General features: G+C 67.6%; 13 protein-coding genes. 9 read left to right on the top strand and 4 right to left on the bottom strand.

Annotation, left to right across the window (positions count from 1 at the left end):
* The first annotated feature begins 167 nt into the window (after positions 1 to 167).
* Genes kynU through IAE56_RS15995 form a run of 6 tightly spaced genes read left to right on the top strand, consistent with a single transcriptional unit; the run spans position 168 to position 6,549 of the window.
* Positions 168 to 1,442, top strand: coding sequence for a kynureninase (gene kynU, locus IAE56_RS16020; protein ID WP_164075105.1), 1,275 nt, complete (start codon positions 168 to 170; stop codon positions 1,440 to 1,442).
* Between the two features lie 31 nt (positions 1,443 to 1,473).
* Positions 1,474 to 2,841, top strand: coding sequence for an NAD(P)/FAD-dependent oxidoreductase (locus IAE56_RS16015; protein WP_200753203.1), 1,368 nt, complete (start codon positions 1,474 to 1,476; stop codon positions 2,839 to 2,841).
* On the top strand, positions 2,841 to 4,280 hold the full coding sequence (gene sbcB / locus IAE56_RS16010) for an exodeoxyribonuclease I (protein WP_164075103.1): 1,440 nt from the start codon (positions 2,841 to 2,843) through the stop codon (positions 4,278 to 4,280). Before IAE56_RS16015 ends, sbcB begins: the two co-directional genes overlap by 1 nt.
* A complete protein-coding gene (locus IAE56_RS16005) occupies positions 4,277 to 4,963 on the top strand; it encodes a DUF2461 domain-containing protein (protein ID WP_200753202.1) in 687 nt (228 codons plus the stop codon). The genes sbcB and IAE56_RS16005 overlap by 4 nt, the downstream gene beginning before the upstream one ends.
* On the top strand, positions 4,963 to 5,955 hold the full coding sequence (locus IAE56_RS16000) for an aldo/keto reductase (protein WP_200753201.1): 993 nt from the start codon (positions 4,963 to 4,965) through the stop codon (positions 5,953 to 5,955). Before IAE56_RS16005 ends, IAE56_RS16000 begins: the two co-directional genes overlap by 1 nt.
* Before the next feature lie 42 nt (positions 5,956 to 5,997).
* Positions 5,998 to 6,549 (top strand): DUF2939 domain-containing protein, encoded by a 552-nt coding sequence (locus IAE56_RS15995; protein ID WP_200753200.1) that lies wholly within the window; start codon positions 5,998 to 6,000, stop codon positions 6,547 to 6,549.
* Positions 6,550 to 6,594: 45 nt separating this feature from the next.
* On the opposite strand, the gene IAE56_RS15990 is transcribed toward IAE56_RS15995, so the two are convergent.
* From IAE56_RS15990 to IAE56_RS15980, 3 genes are all read right to left on the bottom strand, one after another.
* Positions 6,595 to 7,539, bottom strand: coding sequence for a 5'-nucleotidase (locus tag IAE56_RS15990; protein WP_108769267.1), 945 nt, complete (start codon positions 7,537 to 7,539; stop codon positions 6,595 to 6,597).
* 48 nt (positions 7,540 to 7,587) lie between these two features.
* A complete protein-coding gene (locus tag IAE56_RS15985) occupies positions 7,588 to 8,361 on the bottom strand; it encodes an NAD kinase (protein ID WP_116863280.1) in 774 nt (257 codons plus the stop codon).
* Positions 8,362 to 8,563: 202 nt separating this feature from the next.
* Complete coding sequence (locus tag IAE56_RS15980; RefSeq protein WP_200753199.1) at positions 8,564 to 13,540, bottom strand: NAD-glutamate dehydrogenase domain-containing protein; 4,977 nt, start codon at positions 13,538 to 13,540, stop codon at positions 8,564 to 8,566.
* A gap of 275 nt (positions 13,541 to 13,815) precedes the next feature.
* On the opposite strand from IAE56_RS15980, the gene IAE56_RS15975 reads away from it, so the two are divergent.
* Genes IAE56_RS15975 through IAE56_RS15965 form a run of 3 tightly spaced genes read left to right on the top strand, consistent with a single transcriptional unit; the run spans position 13,816 to position 18,920 of the window.
* Positions 13,816 to 14,472 (top strand): TetR/AcrR family transcriptional regulator, encoded by a 657-nt coding sequence (locus tag IAE56_RS15975; protein ID WP_108769270.1) that lies wholly within the window; start codon positions 13,816 to 13,818, stop codon positions 14,470 to 14,472.
* On the top strand, positions 14,472 to 15,734 hold the full coding sequence (locus IAE56_RS15970; protein ID WP_108769271.1) for an efflux RND transporter periplasmic adaptor subunit: 1,263 nt from the start codon (positions 14,472 to 14,474) through the stop codon (positions 15,732 to 15,734). The genes IAE56_RS15975 and IAE56_RS15970 overlap by 1 nt, the downstream gene beginning before the upstream one ends.
* Before the next feature lie 15 nt (positions 15,735 to 15,749).
* Complete coding sequence (locus tag IAE56_RS15965) at positions 15,750 to 18,920, top strand: multidrug efflux RND transporter permease subunit (RefSeq protein WP_108769272.1); 3,171 nt, start codon at positions 15,750 to 15,752, stop codon at positions 18,918 to 18,920.
* Positions 18,921 to 19,043: 123 nt separating this feature from the next.
* Here IAE56_RS15965 and IAE56_RS15960 read toward each other — a convergent pair whose 3' ends face one another.
* Positions 19,044 to 19,331, bottom strand: coding sequence for a hypothetical protein (locus tag IAE56_RS15960; protein ID WP_108769273.1), 288 nt, complete (start codon positions 19,329 to 19,331; stop codon positions 19,044 to 19,046).
* Positions 19,332 to 19,615: the final 284 nt, after the last annotated feature.

The raw sequence follows: 19,615 nt of genomic DNA, 5'->3' as shown, positions 1-19,615 counted from the left end.
ACGATCCCGGCATGCCCCCGCCTTATCCCCCCGCGGGCCCGGCCCCGCCGCTACCGGTGCGCGTGATTCCCAGGTAGCGCCGGGCCATGCCCGGCGAGCGCACCGCGCGGCATCACGCCAGCCCCAGGCGCTACACTGGCAGCCCCGTTGCAGCCTGTTGCCCGACCATGTCCGACCTGCTCAGCCGCACCCACGCCATCGCCCTGGACGCCGCCGATCCGCTGCGCCCGCTGCGTAACGAATTCCTGATTCCGCGCCATGGCGGCGGTGAACAGACCTACTTCGTCGGCAACTCGCTGGGCCTGCAGCCGCGTGGCGCGCAGGCCGCCGTGCAGGAAGTGATGAAGCAGTGGGGCGATCTGGCCGTGGAAGGCCACTTCACCGGCCCCACCCAGTGGCTGTCCTACCACCGCCTGGTCAGCGCACAGCTGGCTCGCGTGGTCGGTGCGCTGCCCAGCGAAGTGGTGGCGATGAACACGCTGAGCGTGAACCTGCACCTGATGATGGTCAGCTTCTACCGCCCCACCACCGAGCGCCCGGTCATCCTGATGGAAGCCGGCGCGTTCCCGACCGACCGCCATGCGGTGGAAGCGCAGATCCGCTTCCACGGGTTCGACCCGGCGGACTGCCTGGTGGAAGTGCAGCCGGACGAAGCCAACGGCACGATTTCGATGGCCGCCATCGAGCGCGCCATCGGCGAGCACGGCGCGCGCCTGGCGCTGGTGCTGTGGCCGGGCGTGCAGTACCGCACCGGCCAGGCCTTCGACCTCGATGCGATCACCCGTCTCGCGCGCCTGCAGGGCGCCCGCATCGGTTTCGACCTGGCCCACTCGGTCGGCAACCTGCCGCTGCACCTGCACGACGTCGCGCCTGATTTCGCCGTGTGGTGCCACTACAAGTACCTCAACAGCGGCCCGGGCGCCGTGGCCGGTGCCTTCGTGCACGAACGCCACCACCGCGACACCACCCTGCCGCGTTTTGCCGGCTGGTGGGGCCACGATGAAGCGACCCGCTTCCAGATGGCGCCGCAGTTCACCCCGGCCATCGGTGCCGAAGGCTGGCAGCTGAGCAACCCGCCGATCCTTGGCCTGGCCCCGCTGCGCGCATCGCTGGACCTGTTCGAGCGTGCCGGCATGGAAGCGCTGCGCCGCAAGTCGCTGGCCCTGACCGGCCTGCTCGATGCGCTGGTGCGCGCGCGCCTGCCGCAGGTGCTGGACATTGTCACTCCGTCCGAACCGGAACGCCGCGGCTGCCAGCTGTCGCTGCGGGTGCTCGCCGGCCGCGAACGTGGCCGCGCCCTGTTCGAACACCTGCGCGCCATCGGCGTGCTCGGTGACTGGCGCGAACCGGACGTGATCCGCATCTCGCCCACCCCGCTCTACAACCGCTACCTGGACGTGCACCACTTCGTCGAGGAAGTGGAAGCCTGGGCCGGCCTGTAAGCCGCCCCCTCCCCTGCTTCTGGACAGTTCGTTGATCGCACACGCATCCCGCTCGTTGAGCATCATCGGCGCCGGCCTGGCCGGCTCCCTGCTGGCCATCCTGCTGTCACGGCAGGGCTGGCGCATCACCCTGTACGAGCGCCGCGGCGATCCGCGCGTGGCCGACTACGAAAGCGGCCGCTCGATCAACCTGGCACTGGCCGAGCGCGGCCGCAACGCGCTGCGCCAGGCCGGCGTCGAAGACGAGGTGATGGCCCGCGCGGTGATGATGCGCGGACGCATGGTGCACCCGCGCGAGGGCGAACCGCAGCTGCAGCGCTACGGCCGCGACGACAGCGAAGTGATCTGGTCGATCCACCGCAGCGACCTGAACACCACGCTGCTGGAACTGGCCGAACAGGCCGGCGCCACCGTGCACTTCCACCGCCGCCTGCACACCGTCGATTTCGATGCCGGCTACGCGCGCTTCATCGATGACCGCGACGACAGCCCGCACGACATCCGTTTCGACACGCTGATCGGTGCCGACGGTGCCGGCTCGGCGCTGCGCGGTGCGATGAACCGGCGTGCGCCGCTGGGTGAGGACATCGCCTTCCTCGACCATTCCTACAAGGAACTGGAAATCCCGCCTGCGGCCGACGGCAGCTTCCGCATCGAGCGCAATGCGCTGCACATCTGGCCGCGCGGCCACTACATGTGCATCGCCCTGCCGAACCACGAAGGCACCTTCACCGTCACGTTGTTCCTGCCGAACAAGGGCGACCCCAGCTTTGCCACGGTCAACACCGGTGCGCAGGCCGAGGCACTGTTCGCCCGCGAGTTTGCCGATACGCTGCCGCTGATCCCGAACCTGCGCGCGGACTGGGAACAGCATCCGCCCGGCCTGCTCGGCACGCTCACCCTGGATCGCTGGCACCAGGCCGGCCGCGCCGTGCTGATCGGCGATGCCGCGCACGCGATGGTACCCTTCCACGGCCAGGGCATGAACTGCGCCTTCGAGGACTGCGTGGCGCTGGCGCGGCACCTGCACGACGCCGACGATCTGGAAGGTGCGTTCGCCGCCTTCGAGGCCGAGCGCAAGCCGAACGCGCGCGCGATCCAGCAGATGGCGCTGGAGAACTACCTGGAAATGCGCGACCGCGTGGCCGACCCGGCCTTCCTGCTGCAGCGCGAGCTGGAACAGGAACTGCAGCGGCGCTGGCCGACGCGCTTCGTGCCGCACTACACCATGGTCACCTTCCTGCACACGCCGTATGCCGAAGCGCTGCGCCGCACGGAGATCCAGCGCGACCTGCTGGTAGCGGCCACGGCCGGCCATGATTCACTGGACAACATCGACTGGGCCACGCTGGAAGCGCAGATCCACGCACAGCTGCCAGTCCTGGAGGGCGCACACTGATGGCCGACAGCTTCCTGTTCTACGACCTCGAAACCTTCGGCCAGGACCCGCGCCGCACCCGCATCGCGCAGTTCGCGGCGATGCGCACCGATGCCGATCTCAACGTGATCGACACGCCGGTCAGCTTCTTCGTGCGCCCGGCCGATGACCTGGTGCCTTCGCCGATGGCGACCCTGGTGACCGGCATCACCCCGCAGCAGGCGATGGCCGAAGGCATCAGCGAAGCCGAGGCCTTCGACCGCATCAACGAGCAGCTGTCGCGCCCCGGCACCTGTGCGCTGGGCTACAACACCCTGCGCTTCGACGACGAGTTCATCCGCTACGGGCTGTTCCGCAACTTCCACGATCCCTACGAGCGCGAGTGGCGCAACGGCAACTCGCGCTGGGACCTGCTGGACATGCTGCGGATGATGCGCGCCCTGCGCCCGGACGGCATCCAGTGGCCGCTGCGCGAGGATGGCGCCACCTCGTTCAAGCTGGAGCACCTGGCCGAGGCCAACGGCGTACGCGAAGGCGATGCCCACGAGGCGTTGTCGGACGTGCGCGCCACCATCGGCATGGCGCGGCTGTTCAAGCAGTCGCAGCCGCGGCTGTGGGAGTACGCGCTGAAGCTGCGCGACAAGCGCTTCGTCGGCAGCCTGCTGGACGTGGCGGCGATGAAGCCGGTGCTGCACATTTCCATGCGCTACCCGGCCAGCCGCCTGTGCGCCGCGCCGGTGCTGCCGCTGGCCATGCACCCGACCATCAACAACCGGGTGATCGTGTTCGACCTGGACGGCGAGATCGACGACCTGCTGGAGCTGCCGGCCGACGTGATCGCGCAGCGCCTGTACATGCGCGCCAGCGAACTGCCCGAAGGCGTGGCACGCGTGCCGCTGAAGGAAGTGCATCTGAACAAGGTTCCGGCGCTGGTCGCCTGGAACCACCTGCGCGCCGACGACCACGCCCGCCTGGGCCTGGACGTGGCGGCGATCGAGGCCAAGGCCGAGCGCCTGCGCGAGGTTGCCGCGCAGCTGGCCGAGAAGGCCCGCCAGGTCTTCAACCAGCCGCGGCCGGCCACCGTATCCGACGTGGATGCTTCGCTGTATGACGGCTTCCTCGGCGCCGGCGACAAGCCGCTGCTGGCCCTGGCCCGCACCAGCGCGCCGCAGCAGCTGGCCGCGCTGGAAGGCCGCTTCCGCGACCCGCGCCTGCCCGAGCTGCTGTTCCGCTACCGCGCACGCAACCATCCCGACAGCCTCGCACCGGCTGAACGCGAGCGCTGGCAGGATTACCGCCGCCAGCGCCTGCTCGGCGAGAGCGGCCTGGGCGAACTGAACCTGCCCCAGTACCAGCAGCAGATCGACGCGCTGGCCGCCGAAGCGCCCGATGACGCGCGCCGGACCGGCCTGCTGCAGTCGCTGCGCGACTGGGGCCACCACCTGCAGGAGACGCTGTGAGCACGTATTTCTCCGACGCCAGTTTCAAGTTCCTGCGCAGCCTGGCGCGGCATAACGACAAGACCTGGTTCAACGACCATCGCCAGCAGTACGAAGACCATGTGCGGCAGCCGTTCCTGCGCCTGCTGGGTGACCTGCAGCCGGCGCTGACCGAAGTCAGCGACCATTTCCGTGCGGACACGCGCGGTGTCGGCGGCTCGCTGTTCCGCATCCACCGCGACGCGCGCTTTTCCCACGACAAGTCGCCGTACAAGACCTGGCAGGGTGCCCGCCTGTTCCACGAGCGCCGCCGCGAAGTGGCCGCGCCCTCGTTCTACATCCACCTGCAGCCGGGCGAGAGTTTCGTCGGCGCCGGCCTGTGGCACCCCGAGCCGGACACGCAGCGGCGCATCCGCCATTTCATCCTCGACAACCCGGGCAGCTGGAAGGCAGCCGCGCACGAGCCCGCCCTGCGCAAGCGCTTCGATTTCGAGCAGACCGAGAAGCTGGTGCGGCCGCCGCGCGGCTTCCCGGCCGACTTCGAGTTCATCGACGACCTCAAGCACCGCAACTGGGTGATGTGGCGCACGCTGGACGACGACACCATGACCGGCCCGCGCCTGCTCTCCACTCTGGGCAAGGACCTGGCCGCACTGGGCCCGTTCGTCGATTACCTCTGCGCTGCGCTGGACCTGGAATTCTGATGTCGCAGGAACTGCCCCTGGCCCGGCAGCGGCGCCTGCTGGGTCGCACCGGCCTGCAGGTCTCGCCGATCGGCCTGGGCTGTTCCGGCTTCTGGGGCCACCGCCGCTTCGCCGAGAGCGACGCGGCCGCCGTGGTCGAACACGCGCTGGCGCAGGGCGTGAACCTGCTCGACACCGGCCACAACTATTCCGGCTTCCATGCCGAACCGCGCCTGGGCCGTATCCTGCGCCCGCTGCTGGCGCGCGTGCCGCGCGAGTCGCTGGTGGTGTCCAGCAAGGGCGGCACGCTGACCGGCCAGGCAGGCATCAGCGGCGCCGAGCAGCGCGATTTCTCCGCCGCGGCGATCACCGCCAGCTGCGAGGCCTCGCTGCGCAACCTCGGCCTGGACTATCTGGATATCTACCAGCTGCACGGCGCCAGCGAGCACGACATCAACGATGAGCTGCTGGCCGCGCTGCAGCGCCTGCGCGAGCGCGGGCTGGTCCGCCATACCGGCATCAACACCCATTCGGCCAGCACGCTGCGCTGGATGATCGAGCACCCCGAAGCCTTCGACGTGGTGCTGCTGGACTACAACGCCCTGCAGCAGGACCGCGAGCCGCTGATCGACCAGCTGCACGCGGCGGGCATCGGCGTGCTGGCCGGGACCGTGCTCGTACAGGGCCACCTGCTGCCAGCCCGTCCGCGCCTGCCACGGCTGGCCGACGCCTGGTACCTCGCGCGCACCTGGCTGAAGCCGAGCAGCCGCGCCCTGATGCGCAGCGCCCGCGCGATGCGCCAAGCGGTGGCCTCGGTGCGCAGCCAGCACCCGGCCCAGACCGCCTTTGCCTATGTGCTGCAGCACCCCGGCGTGGCCAGCGGCATCCTTGGCACCACCCGCGTTTCCAGCCTGGACCAGGTGCTGCAGACCCACGTGCAGGCGCTGCAGGGCGCCGAGCGGCAGCGCCTGGTGGCGGCCTTCGGCGATGGCAGCGGCTCGCCCAGTCACTGACGCTTAACCCGCGGCGCCCGCAGTTGCGGCAGTCTGGGAACCATGAAGAAGCTCATCGGCATCCTGCTTGCCCTCGCCCTGGCCGTCGTGGCCTGGTGGTTCAGCGGCCCGTACCTGGCCGTGCATGGCCTGTCCAAGGCGATCGAACAGCGCGATACCGCGCGCCTGGAGCGCTACGTGGACTTCCCGCGGGTGCGCAGCAGCCTGCGTGCGCAGCTCAACGACTACCTGGTGCGGCAGGCCGGGCCGGACGTGGCGTCCAGCCCGTTTGGCGCGCTGCTGTACGGGCTGGGTGACCAGCTGGGTGGCGCGGCGGTGGACACCATGGTCACGCCGACCGGCATCGGCGCGATGCTGCAGGGCCACGTGCTGTGGAAGCGTGGCCGTAATGAACTGCAGGGCGGCGATGCGTTCGGCGCGACCGAACCGGCGCGGCCACTGAAGAACGCCGAGCATCATTTCGAAGCGCTGGACCGCTTCGTGGTGGACGTGCAGCGCGGCCCGGGCGAACCGCCGATGAGAGTGGTGCTGGAACCGCAGGGCCTGCGCTGGAAGGTGGTGGACCTGCAGCTGGGGATGTCGGGCAGCCCGTAGCCCCATGCCGCTGCGCTCGCCGGGCATGGCCCGGCGCTACCGGGCTCAGCCCTCGTTGGCGACGCCGTGCGGGACGTGGCCGGCGGCCACGTGTTCGCGGGCGCTGTCGATGTTGTGCTGCGAATCATCGAAGAAGATGTCCGCACCAAAGGCCTGCAGGAACGGCCCCTTGTGGCGACCACCCAGGAACAGGGCCTCGTCCAGGCGCACGCCCCACTCGCGCAGGGTACGGATCACCCGCTCGTGCGCCGGTGCCGAGCGCGCAGTCACCAGCGCGGTGCGGATCGGTGCGCTGTCGCCGACCGGGAACACTTCCTGCAAGGTATGCAGCGCCGACAGGAAGCCGCGGAACGGACCGCCACTGAGCGGCTCGCGGGCGCGCTCGCGTTCGTGGCGGCCAAACGCTTCAACCCCCTGCTCGCGCGAAATGCGCTCGCTCTCGTCACCGAAGATCACCGCGTCGCCATCGAAGGCGATGCGCAGCTGGCCGGCCGGGCGCCCCATGTCGATCTGGTCGGCCGCGGCCGCGGCGGTCTCGCCCGGCGGCTTGGGCAGGATGGTCGCTGCCGCGATGCCATGCCGCAGCGCACTGCGCACCGATTCGGGGTTGGCCGACAGGAACAGGTCGGTGCCGAACGGCTTCACGTAGGGCCAGGTCGGCTCACCGGCGGTGAAGGTCGCACGGATGATGCCCAGCCCGTAATGCTGGATCGAATTGAAGATGCGCAGGCCGGTGTCGGCCGAATTGCGCGACAGCAGGATCACCTCGACCCGCGGGTTTTCCGGGCTGGCGCCCTGGTTCAGTGCCAGCAGCTTGCGCACCACCGGGAACGCCACGCCGGGACCAAGGATGTCGTCCTCGTGCTGGCGCTGGTACTCGGCGTACGCCGCCACGCCATCGCTCTCGAACAGCGCATGGCTTTCTTCCAGGTCGAACAGCGCGCGCGAGGTCACCGCGACGGTCAGCAGACGGGGGGAGTTGTCGCCCATCGGTGGGGGTCCTTCAAGCGATCGGCGGGGGCCGGCAGCGTATTGTCGTCAAAAAACGAACTGTTCGCTCAGGATCCGGTCTTCCAGGTTGTGTTCCGGGTCGAACAGCAGGGTGACCCGGTGCTCCTTCGACTCGCGGATGGTCACTTCCACCACGTCGCGGGTCTCGTGCGAATCGGCGGTGACGCTGACCGGGCGCTTGTAGGGATCGAGCACGCGGAAGCGCACTTCGGTGTCGGCCTTGAGGATGGCACCGCGCCAGCGCCGCGGCCGGTACGGCGCCAACGGCGTCAGCGCGATGGTGTGCGAACCCAGCGGCAGCACCGGGCCGTGCGCCGAATAGTTGTAGGCGGTGCTGCCGGCCGGGGTGGCCACCAGCACGCCATCGCCGATCAGCTCGGCCACCCGTTCCTGGCCGTTGAGGTCGATGCCGATGTGCGCCGCCTGACGGGTCTGCCGCAGCAGCGAGACATCGTTGTAGGCCAACGAACCGGTGCTCGCGCCGGACTCGGTCAACGCCACCATTTCCAGCGGCCGCAGGTTGGCCGGCTCGGCGCGGGCGATGCGCGCGACCACGTCATCCTCGGCGCGGTACTGGTTCATCAGGAAGCCGACGGTGCCCAGTTTCATGCCGAACACCGGCTTGCCCAGGCGGCCGTGCCGGTGCAGCGTCTGCAGCATGAAGCCGTCGCCGCCCAGCGGGCACAGCACGTCGGCCTGGTCGGGCGCGTGGTCGCCGTAGCGGGAAACCATCGCCGCGCGGGCCATCTGCGCCGCTTCGGTGGTGCTGGCCAGGAAAGCGATGCGGGGGGTGTCGCTCATCGGTGGATCCGGGGGGAAGGCTGGCCAAGAGCATAACCGAGCGCCGCTGCGCTCGCCGGGCATGGCCCTGCGCTACCTGGAACCCCGCGCCCCGGTAGTGCCGGGCCATGCCCGTCGAACGGCGGCCCCAACGCAGAACGGCCCCGCTTTCGCGGGGCCGTTCCGTTTCACGCTCACCGGGCGAAGCCCGGCGTTACATCACTTACGCACCATGTGCCGCGAGCTGACCCAGGCGCTGCACCGCGACCGAAACGGTCGGGTAGTCCAGGGTCTTCTGCTCGGCCAGTTCGGCCAGCATCGACAGGGTGAAGCGCAGGCTGCTGTCGTCACGACCGATCCAGCTGGCGACCTTGGCTTCAGCGCTGCTGCCCTTGGTGCCCAGCACCTGGCCGGCCAGGTTGCGGTGGTGCGCGGCCAGTTCGTCACGCAGCACGCCACGGGCAACCGCGTGCCAGCGGCCGTTGACCTCCAGCGCGTCGATCTGCTCGAACAGCCACGGCAGCTGCAGGGCATCGCCCAGGCGGAAGTGGATCTTCGACACGTCCACCGGCTTCAGCTTGCGGGTGCGGGCCAGTTCGATGATGTCGAACGCCGGCTCCAGGAAGTGCAGTTCGGCCAGCTGCTGGGCCAGCGCGGACGGCAGGCCCTTTTCCTTCCACTCGGCCACCAGGGCTTCGTAGGTCGGACGCTGCGAATCCGGCAGCACGCCCGAAGCAACGCGGATGTCGTTGAACGGACCCTGGTAGCGGTTGACCGCCTCGGTGATGCCCGGCATCGGGCCCGGGCGCGACAGCAGCCAGCGCACGAACGAACGCTGCAGCTTCCAGATCACTTCCAGTGCGTCGATCTGCACCGACTCCGGCAGGGTGCCGTCGAGGGCGTCGATCTGCGCCCACAGCGCGCGGGCATCCAGCGTTTCGCGGCTGATGGTGTACGCCTTGGCGACCTCGGCGATGGTGCGGCCGGTGTCTTCCTGCATGCGCATCAGGAAGGTGGCGCCCATGCGGTTGATGGTCTGGTTGGTCACGGCCGTGGCGATGATTTCGCGCTTCAGGCGGTGACGCTCCATCGCGTCGGCGTACTTCTTCTGCAGCGGGGTCGGGAAGTAGCGCTGCAGTTCCTTGGACAGGTACGGATCTTCCGGGATGTCCGAATCCAGCAGCTGGGCGAACGCCACCAGCTTGGAATAGGACAGCAGCACCGACAGTTCCGGACGGGTCAGGCCCTGGCCGCGTGCCTTGCGCTGCGACAGCTCGGCATCGGACGGCAGGAACTCGATCTGGCGATCAAGCAGGCCCTGCTGCTCCAGGGTGCGGATGAAGTGCTGCTTGGAACCCAGGCGCTTGACCGCCATCCGCTCCATCAGGCTCAGGGCCTGGTTCTGGCGGTAGTTGTCATTGAGCACCAGGTCGGCGACCTCGTCGGTCATCGACGCCAGCAGCTTGTTGCGCTGCTCGACGGTCAGCTTCTTGGCGCGCACCACATCGTTGAGCAGGATCTTGATGTTGACTTCATGGTCGGAGGTGTCGACACCGGCCGAGTTGTCGATGAAGTCGGTGTTGAGCAGCACGCCGGCCTGGGCGGCTTCGATGCGGCCCAGCTGGGTCATGCCCAGGTTGCCGCCCTCGCCCACCACCTTGCAGCGCAGCTCGCCACCGTTCACGCGCAGGGCGTTGTTGGCACGGTCGCCGACATCGCTGTGCTGCTCGCTGGCGGCCTTGACGTAGGTACCGATGCCGCCGTTCCACAGCAGGTCGACCGGCGCCTTCAGGATCGCGCTCATCAGGTCGTTCGGCGACATCGCCTTGACGTTCTCGTCCAGGCCCAGCGCTTCACGCACCTGCGGGGTAATCTCGATCGACTTCAGAGTGCGCGGGAAGATGCCGCCGCCCTTGCTGATCAGCTTGGCATCGTAGTCCGCCCAGCTCGAACGCGGCACGGTGAACATGCGCTCACGCTCGACGAACGAGGTGGCCGCATCCGGGTTCGGGTCCAGGAAGATGTGGCGGTGGTCGAACGCAGCGACCAGGCGGATGTGGCGCGACAGCAGCATGCCGTTGCCGAACACGTCGCCGGACATGTCGCCCACGCCGACCGAGGTGAAGTCCTGGCTCTGGCTGTCACGGCCCAGCGCACGGAAGTGGCGCTTGACCGATTCCCACGCACCACGCGCGGTGATGCCCATGCCCTTGTGGTCGTAGCCGACCGAGCCACCGGAAGCGAACGCATCGCCCATCCAGAAGCCGTGCGCGATGGCCAGGCCGTTGGCGATGTCGGAGAAGGTCGCGGTGCCCTTGTCGGCCGCCACCACCAGGTACGGATCGTCCATGTCGTGGCGCACGACATCCACCGGCGGCACGATCTTGTTGTTGACGATGTTGTCGGTGATGTCCAGCAGGCCCTGGATGAACAGCTTGTAGCAGGCCACGCCGTTGGCGAACACCGCATCACGATCACCGTTCACCGGCGGGGTCTTGGCGAAGAAGCCGCCCTTCGCGCCGACCGGCACGATGACGGTGTTCTTGACCATCTGCGCCTTGACCAGGCCCAGCACCTCGGTGCGGAAGTCTTCGCGACGGTCCGACCAGCGCAGGCCGCCACGGGCCACGGCGCCGAAGCGCAGGTGGGTACCTTCCACGCGCGGGCCGTAGACGAAGATTTCGCGGTAGGGGCGCGGCTTGGGCAGGTCCGGCACCAGGGCCGAATCGAACTTGAAGCTGATGACGTGGCCGTGCTGGCCGTTGGCGTCGGTCTGGTAGTAGCTGGTACGCAGGGTCGCGTCGATCACGCCCATGAACGAGCGCAGGATGCGGTCCTCGTCCAGGCTGGACACGCGGTCCATCAGCTTCAGCAGCGCTTCGCGCGCGGCCTGCATCTGCGCATCGCGGTCACCCTTGCGGGCGTCGACCACGGTCTTCAGCACCTTCAGGGTGGCGTCGTCGCCGGCGGCCAGCACATCGAAGTGGGCCTTCAGCTGGGCCTGGCCGGCCGCGATGTCGTCCTTGCTCTCGTGGCCGGTCGCCGGGTCGAAGCGGGCTTCGAACAGTTCCACCAGCAGGCGGGCCAGCAGCGGGTAGCGCGAGAAGGTGCCTTCCACGTAGGCCTGCGAGAACGGTACGCCGGTCTGCAGCAGGTACTTGCAGTAGCCACGCAGCATGGCGACCTGGCGCCAGTGCAGGCCGGCGGCCAGCACCAGGCGGTTGAAGCCATCGTTCTCGGCATCGCCGTGCCAGACGCGGGCGAAGGTCTCGCCGAAGGCTTCATCGACGCGGCAGGCGTCGATGGTGCCGGCGGTCGATTCAACCTCGAAGTCCTGCACGTACACCGGGGCGTTGTCGACCGACAGGCGGTACGGACGCTCGGCGATCACGCGCAGGCCCATGTTTTCCATCATCGGCAGCGCGTCCGACAGCGGGATGTCATCCAGCTGGCGGTACAGCTTCAGGCGCAGGCCATCGCCGCTTTCGCGCGGCACGGCCTGCAGGCTCAGGCGCAGGTCGTCCGGGCCGGTCAGGGCGTCGAGCTGGCTGACATCGTTGGCGGCAACGGCGGTGCTGTTGTCTTCGATGTAGCCGGCCGGCAGCGCCTTGCCGATGCGGGCGGCGATGCGCAGGCCTTCGGTCTCGCCATGGCGGGTGACCAGCGCTTCACGCAGGTCGTCCTGCCAGTTGCGCAGCACCTGGGCCAGCTTCTGCTCCAGTTCGGCGGTATCGACGTCGAGCATTTCGCCCGGCTTCGGGCGCACGATCAGGTGCACCTGGGCCAGCGGCGATTCGCCCAGCACGACCGAGCTGTCGACGTACTCACCGTGCAGCGCTTCCTTCAGCATCGCTTCGATGCGCAGGCGCACGTCGGTGTTGAAGCGTTCGCGCGGCAGGTAGACCAGCGCGGAGATGAAACGGCTGTACTTGTCGCGGCGCAGGAACAGGCGGCTGCGCACGCGCTCCTGCAGGCCCAGCACGCCCATGGCGGTGCGGAACAGTTCGTCCTCGCTGGACTGGAACAGTTCTTCGCGCGGCAGGGTTTCCAGGATGTGGCGCAGGGCCTTGCCGCTGTGGCTGGCCGGGGCCAGGCCGGACTGGGTCATCACGTATTCGTGGCGCTGGCGCACCAGCGGGATTTCCCACGGGCGACGGTTGTAGGCGCTGGAGGTGAACAGGCCGAGGAAGCGCTGCTCGCCGATGATCTTGCCCTTGGCGTCGAACTCCAGCACGCCGATGTAGTCCATGTAACCGGCGCGGTGCACGCGCGAACGGGCATTGGTCTTGGTCAGGATCAGCGCGTCCTTCAGCCCGGACGTGGTGTTAAGTCCCTGCGCGGCCAGCGTCTTGACCGGACGGGCGGCGGACTTGTCCTTGCCGCGCATCAGGCCCAGGCCGGTGTCGTTCAGCGGCGCCAGCACTTCTTCCTTGCCCTGCTTCTCGACGCGGTATTCGCGGTAGCCGAAGAAGGTGAAGTGGTTGTCGGCGGCCCAGCGCAGGAACTGCTGTGCTTCGGCACGCGAGGCATCGTCGACCGGCAGCGTGCGGCTGCCCAAGTCGTCGGCCAGCGCCAGCGCCTTGTCCTTCATCGGCTGCCAGTCGCGCACGATGGCACGCACTTCATCCAGCGCCTTGTTGATGGCCTGCTCGATGGCGGCCATGGCTTCGGCCGGCTGGCGGTCGATCTCCATCAGCATCACCGACTCGGCATCGCCCTCGCCGACCTTGGCCAGCTTGCCGGCCTTGTCGCGGGTGAAGCGCAGCACCGGGTGGCCCAGCACGTGCACGCCCACGCCCTGCTCGGCCAGCGACATGGTCACGGTGTCGACCAGGAACGGCATGTCGTCGTTGATGATCTGCAGCACGGTGTGCGGCGATTCCCAGCCATTGGCCTTGGCGGTGGGGTTGAACACGCGCACGTTGGCCTTGCCGGCCTTGCGTGCACGGGCGAACTCCAGGGTGTCTGCCGCCAGCGCCGCCCACTCTTCAGCGGTGTGGTGCGGGAACTCGTCCGACTCCATGCGCTTGTAGAAGGCGGATGCGAATGCCACTGCCTCGGCCTGCGCGGCCGCGGGGTAACGCTTGCGCAAGGCCGTGTACACCGGCTCCAGGGAGAAACCAGCGGTCACTGCGACCTCCGACTCAGCTGGCTTGGTTTTGTTTTTCACGGTCTTGGCTGCGGTTTTTTGCGGTTTCATGGCAGAGCGAGGCGCTTGCTCAGTTGGGAAAATGAAATTGTAGCCCTGTTGCAGGAAAAGGCCTTGCTGCAGGACGGAATAATGAAATGCCGGGTTTGCTGCGGTTTAGACGCCTATTCAGTTCGCACGGGTATGGCGTCCACCACCAGCATCGCGTTACCGACAGGATCGGCAAACCGTGTTACCGGAATAAGCGCGTGCAGCTTCCGCTGTCAGGACGGACAGGACTATTGGCACGATTCCACAATCCTGAACTGGACGGTATAGTCCACCGCGTGAACCCGGCCTACCTCCCCGCTGCCCTGGATGCGCGCGATCAGCGCGTGTTCGATGCCGTGCGCGAACTGCTGGCCCACCAGGGCATGCAGATCAGCATGGATGCGGTGGCCCAGCACGCCGGCTGCTCCAAGCAGACGCTGTATTCGCGCTACGGCAGCAAGCAGGATCTGCTGCGGCGGGTGATGCAGCGCCACGTCGGCCACGCCACCGGGGCCATGGTTCGTGCACTCCGCACTGACGACCTGCGTGCCAGCCTTCTGCAGTTCGCCATCGACTTCCTGGAGCATTTCAACCAGCCGCACGTGGGACAGGCCTGCCGGGTGATCGCCGCCGATGCCGCGCAGTTCCCCGACGAGGCGCGTACGCTGTACCGGCATGGTGCCGGCGCTTTGACGCTTCATCTTGCTGAATGGATTGAAACCGTTTGCATGCGTGGCCAGCTCCGGCATGACGACCCGCACTTCATGGCCGAACTGCTGCTGAGCATGATCGCCGGTCAGGATTTCGACAAACAGCGTTTCCATACCCCCCATCGCGATGACGCGCAGCTGCGTCGGCGCTGGGCAGAATTCTCGGTCGACAGCTTCCTGCGCGCGTTCGCGCCAACGCCGTCGCCGGCCCCCACTACAAACCAACCCCGGAGTTCCTCCTGATGACCGCCCCACTCCGCACCCTTGCCTTGACGTGCGCCGTTGCTGTCGCGCTGGCCGCCTGCAAGAAGCCGGAACAGCAGACGCCCCCGCCGCCGGAGGTGGGCGTGATCGACGCCAAGCCGCAGACCCTGCCGCTGCAGCGTGAACTGGTCGGCCGCCTGTCGCCGTTCCGCAGCGCCGACGTGCGCGCGCGCGTGCCGGGCGTGCTGCTCAAGCGCGTCTACCAGGAAGGCAGCGAGGTCAAGCAGGGCCAGACCCTGTTCCTGATCGATCCGGCGCCGCTGCGCGCCAGCCTCAACGCGTCCGAAGCACAGCTGGCCTCGGCCCGCGCGACCTATGCCAACGCCAAGGTCGCCGCCGACCGCGCCCGCTCGCTGGCGCCGCAGCAGTACGTGTCCAAGTCCGACCTGGACAGCGCCGAAGCCGCCGAGCGCACCGCGCTGGCCGCGGTGAAGCAGGCCGAAGCCTCGGTCACCTCCTCGCGCATCAGCCTGGGCTATGCCGAAGTGACCTCGCCGATCAGCGGCGTGGCCAACAAGCAGCAGGTCACCGAAGGTGCCCTGGTCGGCCAGGGTGACGTGACCCTGCTGACCACCGTGGACCAGCTGGACCCGCTGTACGTGAACTTCTCGCTGAGCGTGGACGAACTGAGCCAGCTGCGTGCGCAGCAGGCCCGTGGCGCCCTGGCCCTGTCCGGCGACGGCAAGGCCACCGTCAACGTCAAGCTGTCCGACGGCACCGCCTATGGTGAAGCCGGCACGCTGGACTTCTCCTCGACCACGGTCGACCCGACCACCGGTGCGGTCTCGCTGCGCGCGGTGCTGCCGAACCCGCAGAAGATCCTGCTGCCGGGTGCCTTCGTCAGCTTCCAGGCCAACCTGGGCGAGCGCAACAACGCCTTCCTGATTCCGCAGCAGGCCCTGCAGCGTGACAGCGCCGGCGGCTTCGTGATGGTGGTCGGCGCCGACGGCAAGGTCGTGCGCAAGAACGTGAAGACCGAAGGCGCACAGGGTGGCAACTGGATGGTCAGCGACGGCCTGGCCGCCGGCGACAAGGTCGTGGTCGCAGGCGTGCAGAAGGTCAAGGAAGGGGCGCCGGCCACGGCCAAGCCCTGGACTCCGGGCCAGGACGCCAACGGCCAGCCCGCCGCCGGCGGTGCAGCCCCGGCAGCGGCAGCTGCAGGCGGCGCCGACAAGGCGCCGGCCAAGCCCGAGGCGGCCGACAAGGCCGAGCCGGCCGCCACCGAATCGAACAAGCAGTAACGGGAACCTTCCGTCATGCCTAAATTTTTCATCGAACATCCAGTCTTCGCCTGGGTGGTTGCGATCCTGATCTCGCTCAGCGGCGTGATCGCGATCCTCAACCTCGGCGTCGAGTCCTATCCCAACATCGCCCCGCCGCAGGTGACCGTCCAGGCCACCTACCCGGGCGCGAGCGCGGACACCACTGAAAAATCGGTCACCCAGGTGATCGAGCAGCAGCTGACCGGTATCGATCACCTGCTGTACTTCAGCTCGTCCTCGTCCTCCAACGGCCGTGCGCAGATCACCCTGACCTTCGAGACCGGTACCGATCCGGACATCGCCCAGGTGCAGGTGCAGAACAAGGTGTCGCTGGCCACGCCGCGACTGCCTTCGGAAGTGACCCAGCAGGGCGTGGTGGTGGCCAAGGCCAACGCCGGCTTCCTGATGGTGGTCGGCCTGCGTTCGGATACCGGCACCATCAGCCGTGACGCCCTGAACGACATCGTCGGCTCGCGCGTGCTCGACCAGGTCTCGCGTATCCCCGGCGTCGGCAGCACCCAGCAGTTCGGTTCCGAGTACGCCATGAACATCTGGCTGAACCCGGAAAAGATGCAGGGCTACGGCCTGTCGGCCAGCGAAGTGCTGGCTGCCGTGCGCGCGCAGAACGTGCAGTTCGCCGCTGGTTCGCTGGGTTCGGATCCCTCGCCGGATGGTCATTTCACCGCCACCGTCTCGGCCGAAGGTCGCTTCAGCTCGCCTGAAGAGTTCGAGAACATCATCCTGCGCGCCAATGCCAACGGCTCGCGCGTGCTGCTCAAGGACATCGCCCGCGTCGCCTTCGGTGCCAACAACTACGGCTTCGATACCCAGTACAACGGCCAGGCCGCCGGCGCCTTCGCCATCCAGCTGCTGCCAGGCGCCAACGCCCTGAACGTGGCCGATGCCGTGCGCGCCAAGATGGACGAGCTGCAGCCGAGCTTCCCGGCCGGCGTCAGCTGGTTCTCGCCGTACGACAGCACCACCTTCGTCAAGATCTCCATCGAGGAAGTGGTCAAGACGCTGTTCGAAGCGGTGTTGCTGGTGTTCCTGGTGATGCTGATCTTCCTGCAGAACTTCCGCGCGACGATCATCCCCACCCTGGTCATCCCGGTGGCCCTGCTTGGTACCTTCCTGGGCATGTGGCTGATCGGCTTCACCATCAACCAGCTGACCCTGTTCGCGATGGTGCTGGCGATCGGCATCGTGGTCGATGACGCGATCGTGGTGATCGAGAACGTCGAACGCATCATGACCGAGGAAGGCCTGGCGCCGAAGCCGGCCACGCAGAAGGCGATGACCCAGATCACCGGCGCGGTGGTGGCCATCACCGTCGTGCTGGCAGCAGTGTTCATCCCCTCGGCCCTGCAGGGCGGTGCGGCCGGTGAGATCTACAAGCAGTTCGCGCTGACCATCGCCATCTCGATGGCGTTCTCCGCGTTCCTGGCGCTGGGCTTCACCCCGGCCCTGTGCGCGACGTTCCTGAAGCCGACCCACAACGACAACCCGAACATCGTCTACCGTACCTTCAACAAGTACTACGACAAGATCAGCGGGACCTACGTCGGCCACATCACCTCGGCGGTGAAGCATGCGCCGCGCTGGATGATCCTGGCGGTGGTGCTGACCGCGCTGTGCGGCTTCCTGTTCACCCGCATGCCGGGCAGCTTCCTGCCTGAAGAAGACCAGGGCTACGCACTGGCCATCGTGCAGCTGCCGCCGGGTTCGACCAAGGGCCAGACCAACGAAGTCTTCTCGCAGATGCGCGGCATCCTGAAGGACCAGGAAGGCTACGAAGGCCTGATGCAGATCGCTGGCTTCAGCTTCGTCGGTTCGGGCGAGAACGTCGGCATGGGCTTCATCCGCCTCAAGCCGTGGGCCGACCGCAAGGTCACCGTGCCCGAGTTCATCCAGAACATGAACGGCGCGTTCTACGGCATCAAGGAAGCGCAGATCTTCGTGGTCAACCTGCCGACCGTGCAGGGCCTGGGCCAGTTCGGCGGCTTCGACATGTGGCTGCAGGACCGTGGTGGCCAGGGCTACGAACAGCTGACGCAGGCGCGCAACATCCTGCTGGGCAAGGCCGCACAGGAAAGCGACAAGCTGGTCGGCGTGCGTCCGAACGGCCTGGAAAACGCCCCGCAGCTGGCGCTGCATGTCGACCGCGTGCAGGCGCAGTCGATGGGCATGTCGGTGTCGGACGTGTACAGCACCATCCAGCTGATGCTGGCCCCGGTGTACGTCAACGACTTCTTCTACCAGGGCCGCATCAAGCGCGTGACCATGCAGGCCGACGCGCCGTACCGCACCGGCCAGGAATCGCTGAAGAGCTTCTACAGCCCCTCCAGCCTGACCACCAATGCCGACGGCACCAACGCCATGATCCCGCTGAACACGGTGGTCAAGTCGGAATGGGTGTCGGCACCGCCGTCGCTGAGCCGCTACAACGGTTACTCGGCCATCAACATCGTCGGCTCGCAGGCCCCGGGCAAGAGCTCGGGTGAAGCGATGACCGCGATGGAAGACATCGTCACCAACGACCTGCCGGCCGGTTACGGCTATGACTGGTCGGGCATGTCCTACCAGGAAATCCTGGCGGGCAACGCGGCGACGCTGCTGCTGGTGCTGTCGGTGGTGGTGGTGTTCCTCTGCCTGGCCGCACTGTATGAAAGCTGGTCGATTCCGGTGGCCGTGCTGCTGGTGGTGCCGCTGGGCGTGCTGGGTGCCATCGGCCTGTCGATGATCCGCGGCCTGCCCAACGACATCTTCTTCAAGATCGGCATGATCACGGTGATCGGCCTGGCCGCGAAGAACGCGATCCTGATCGTGGAGTTCGCGGTGGAGCAGCGTGCGGCGGGCAAGACCCTGCGCGATGCCACCATCGAAGCGGCCCGCCTGCGTTTCCGCCCGATCCTGATGACCTCGTTCGCGTTCATCATGGGCGTGATCCCGATGGCCATCTCCACCGGCGCCGGCGCCAACTCCCGCCACGCCATCGGTACCGGCGTGATCGGCGGCATGCTGTTCGCCACCCTGCTGGGCCTGCTGATGATCCCGGTGTTCTTCGTGGTCGTGCGCCGCATGCTGGGCGACAAGCTGGATGAACCCTCCAAGGAGTTCATGGAGCGCCAGCGCGACGCGGAAGCCGCACACCGTCCGGATCGTTGATCCGGCGGCAGGTTGAAATGAAAAGGCCCCGGAGCGATCCGGGGCCTTTTTTGTTGCCGCAACGCGGGGCTACGGTACACGCCAACCAAGATTGGTATCTACCAGAGCAGCAGGCACCGCCCCTCAGCGCAGCAGCGCGATCACCGCACACACGGCCACGATCACCAGCGCCACCCACTGCATCGGCACGAAGAAGAAATGATGCGGTGCCGCCTCACCCTTCTGCCGCGGCGCACGGTTCAGCCAAAGACCCAGCAGCACGTTCACGCCAGCACCGATGCCACCGCCCAGCAGCACCTGCTGCAGCGGAATGTTGCCCTTCGGGCCCTCGTGCGGGAAGAAGTACGCCAGCAGCAGGATCACCGCGATCGGTGTCACCAGCGTCATGAATCCCCAACCGCGATAGATCATCGTGCAGCTCCATGCAAAAAAGGGCTGCATTGTAGCGGGGGCAACGGCGCGCGATCGTTTTTGTAGAGCCGAGCCCATGCTCGGCTGCTCTTACCGGAGCCGAGCATGGGCTCGGCTCTACAGAAGGCCAAAGGCACGGCGCATCCACGCATGGCGTGGATCTACCGTACCGGAGCATGGGCTCGGCACACATCCACATCCATCGGACGGGGGGGGGGGGGGGGGGGGGGGGGGCCGCCCCCCCCCCCCCCCCCCCCCCCCCCGTCGCCGGGGAATGCTGGGCA

The sequence above is a fragment of the Stenotrophomonas sp. S41 genome, from assembly GCF_016624625.1.
Classification (GTDB): Bacteria; Pseudomonadota; Gammaproteobacteria; order Xanthomonadales; family Xanthomonadaceae; genus Stenotrophomonas.
Note: the sequence above shows the minus strand (reverse complement) of the source record. Positions and strands in the feature narration are given on the sequence as shown.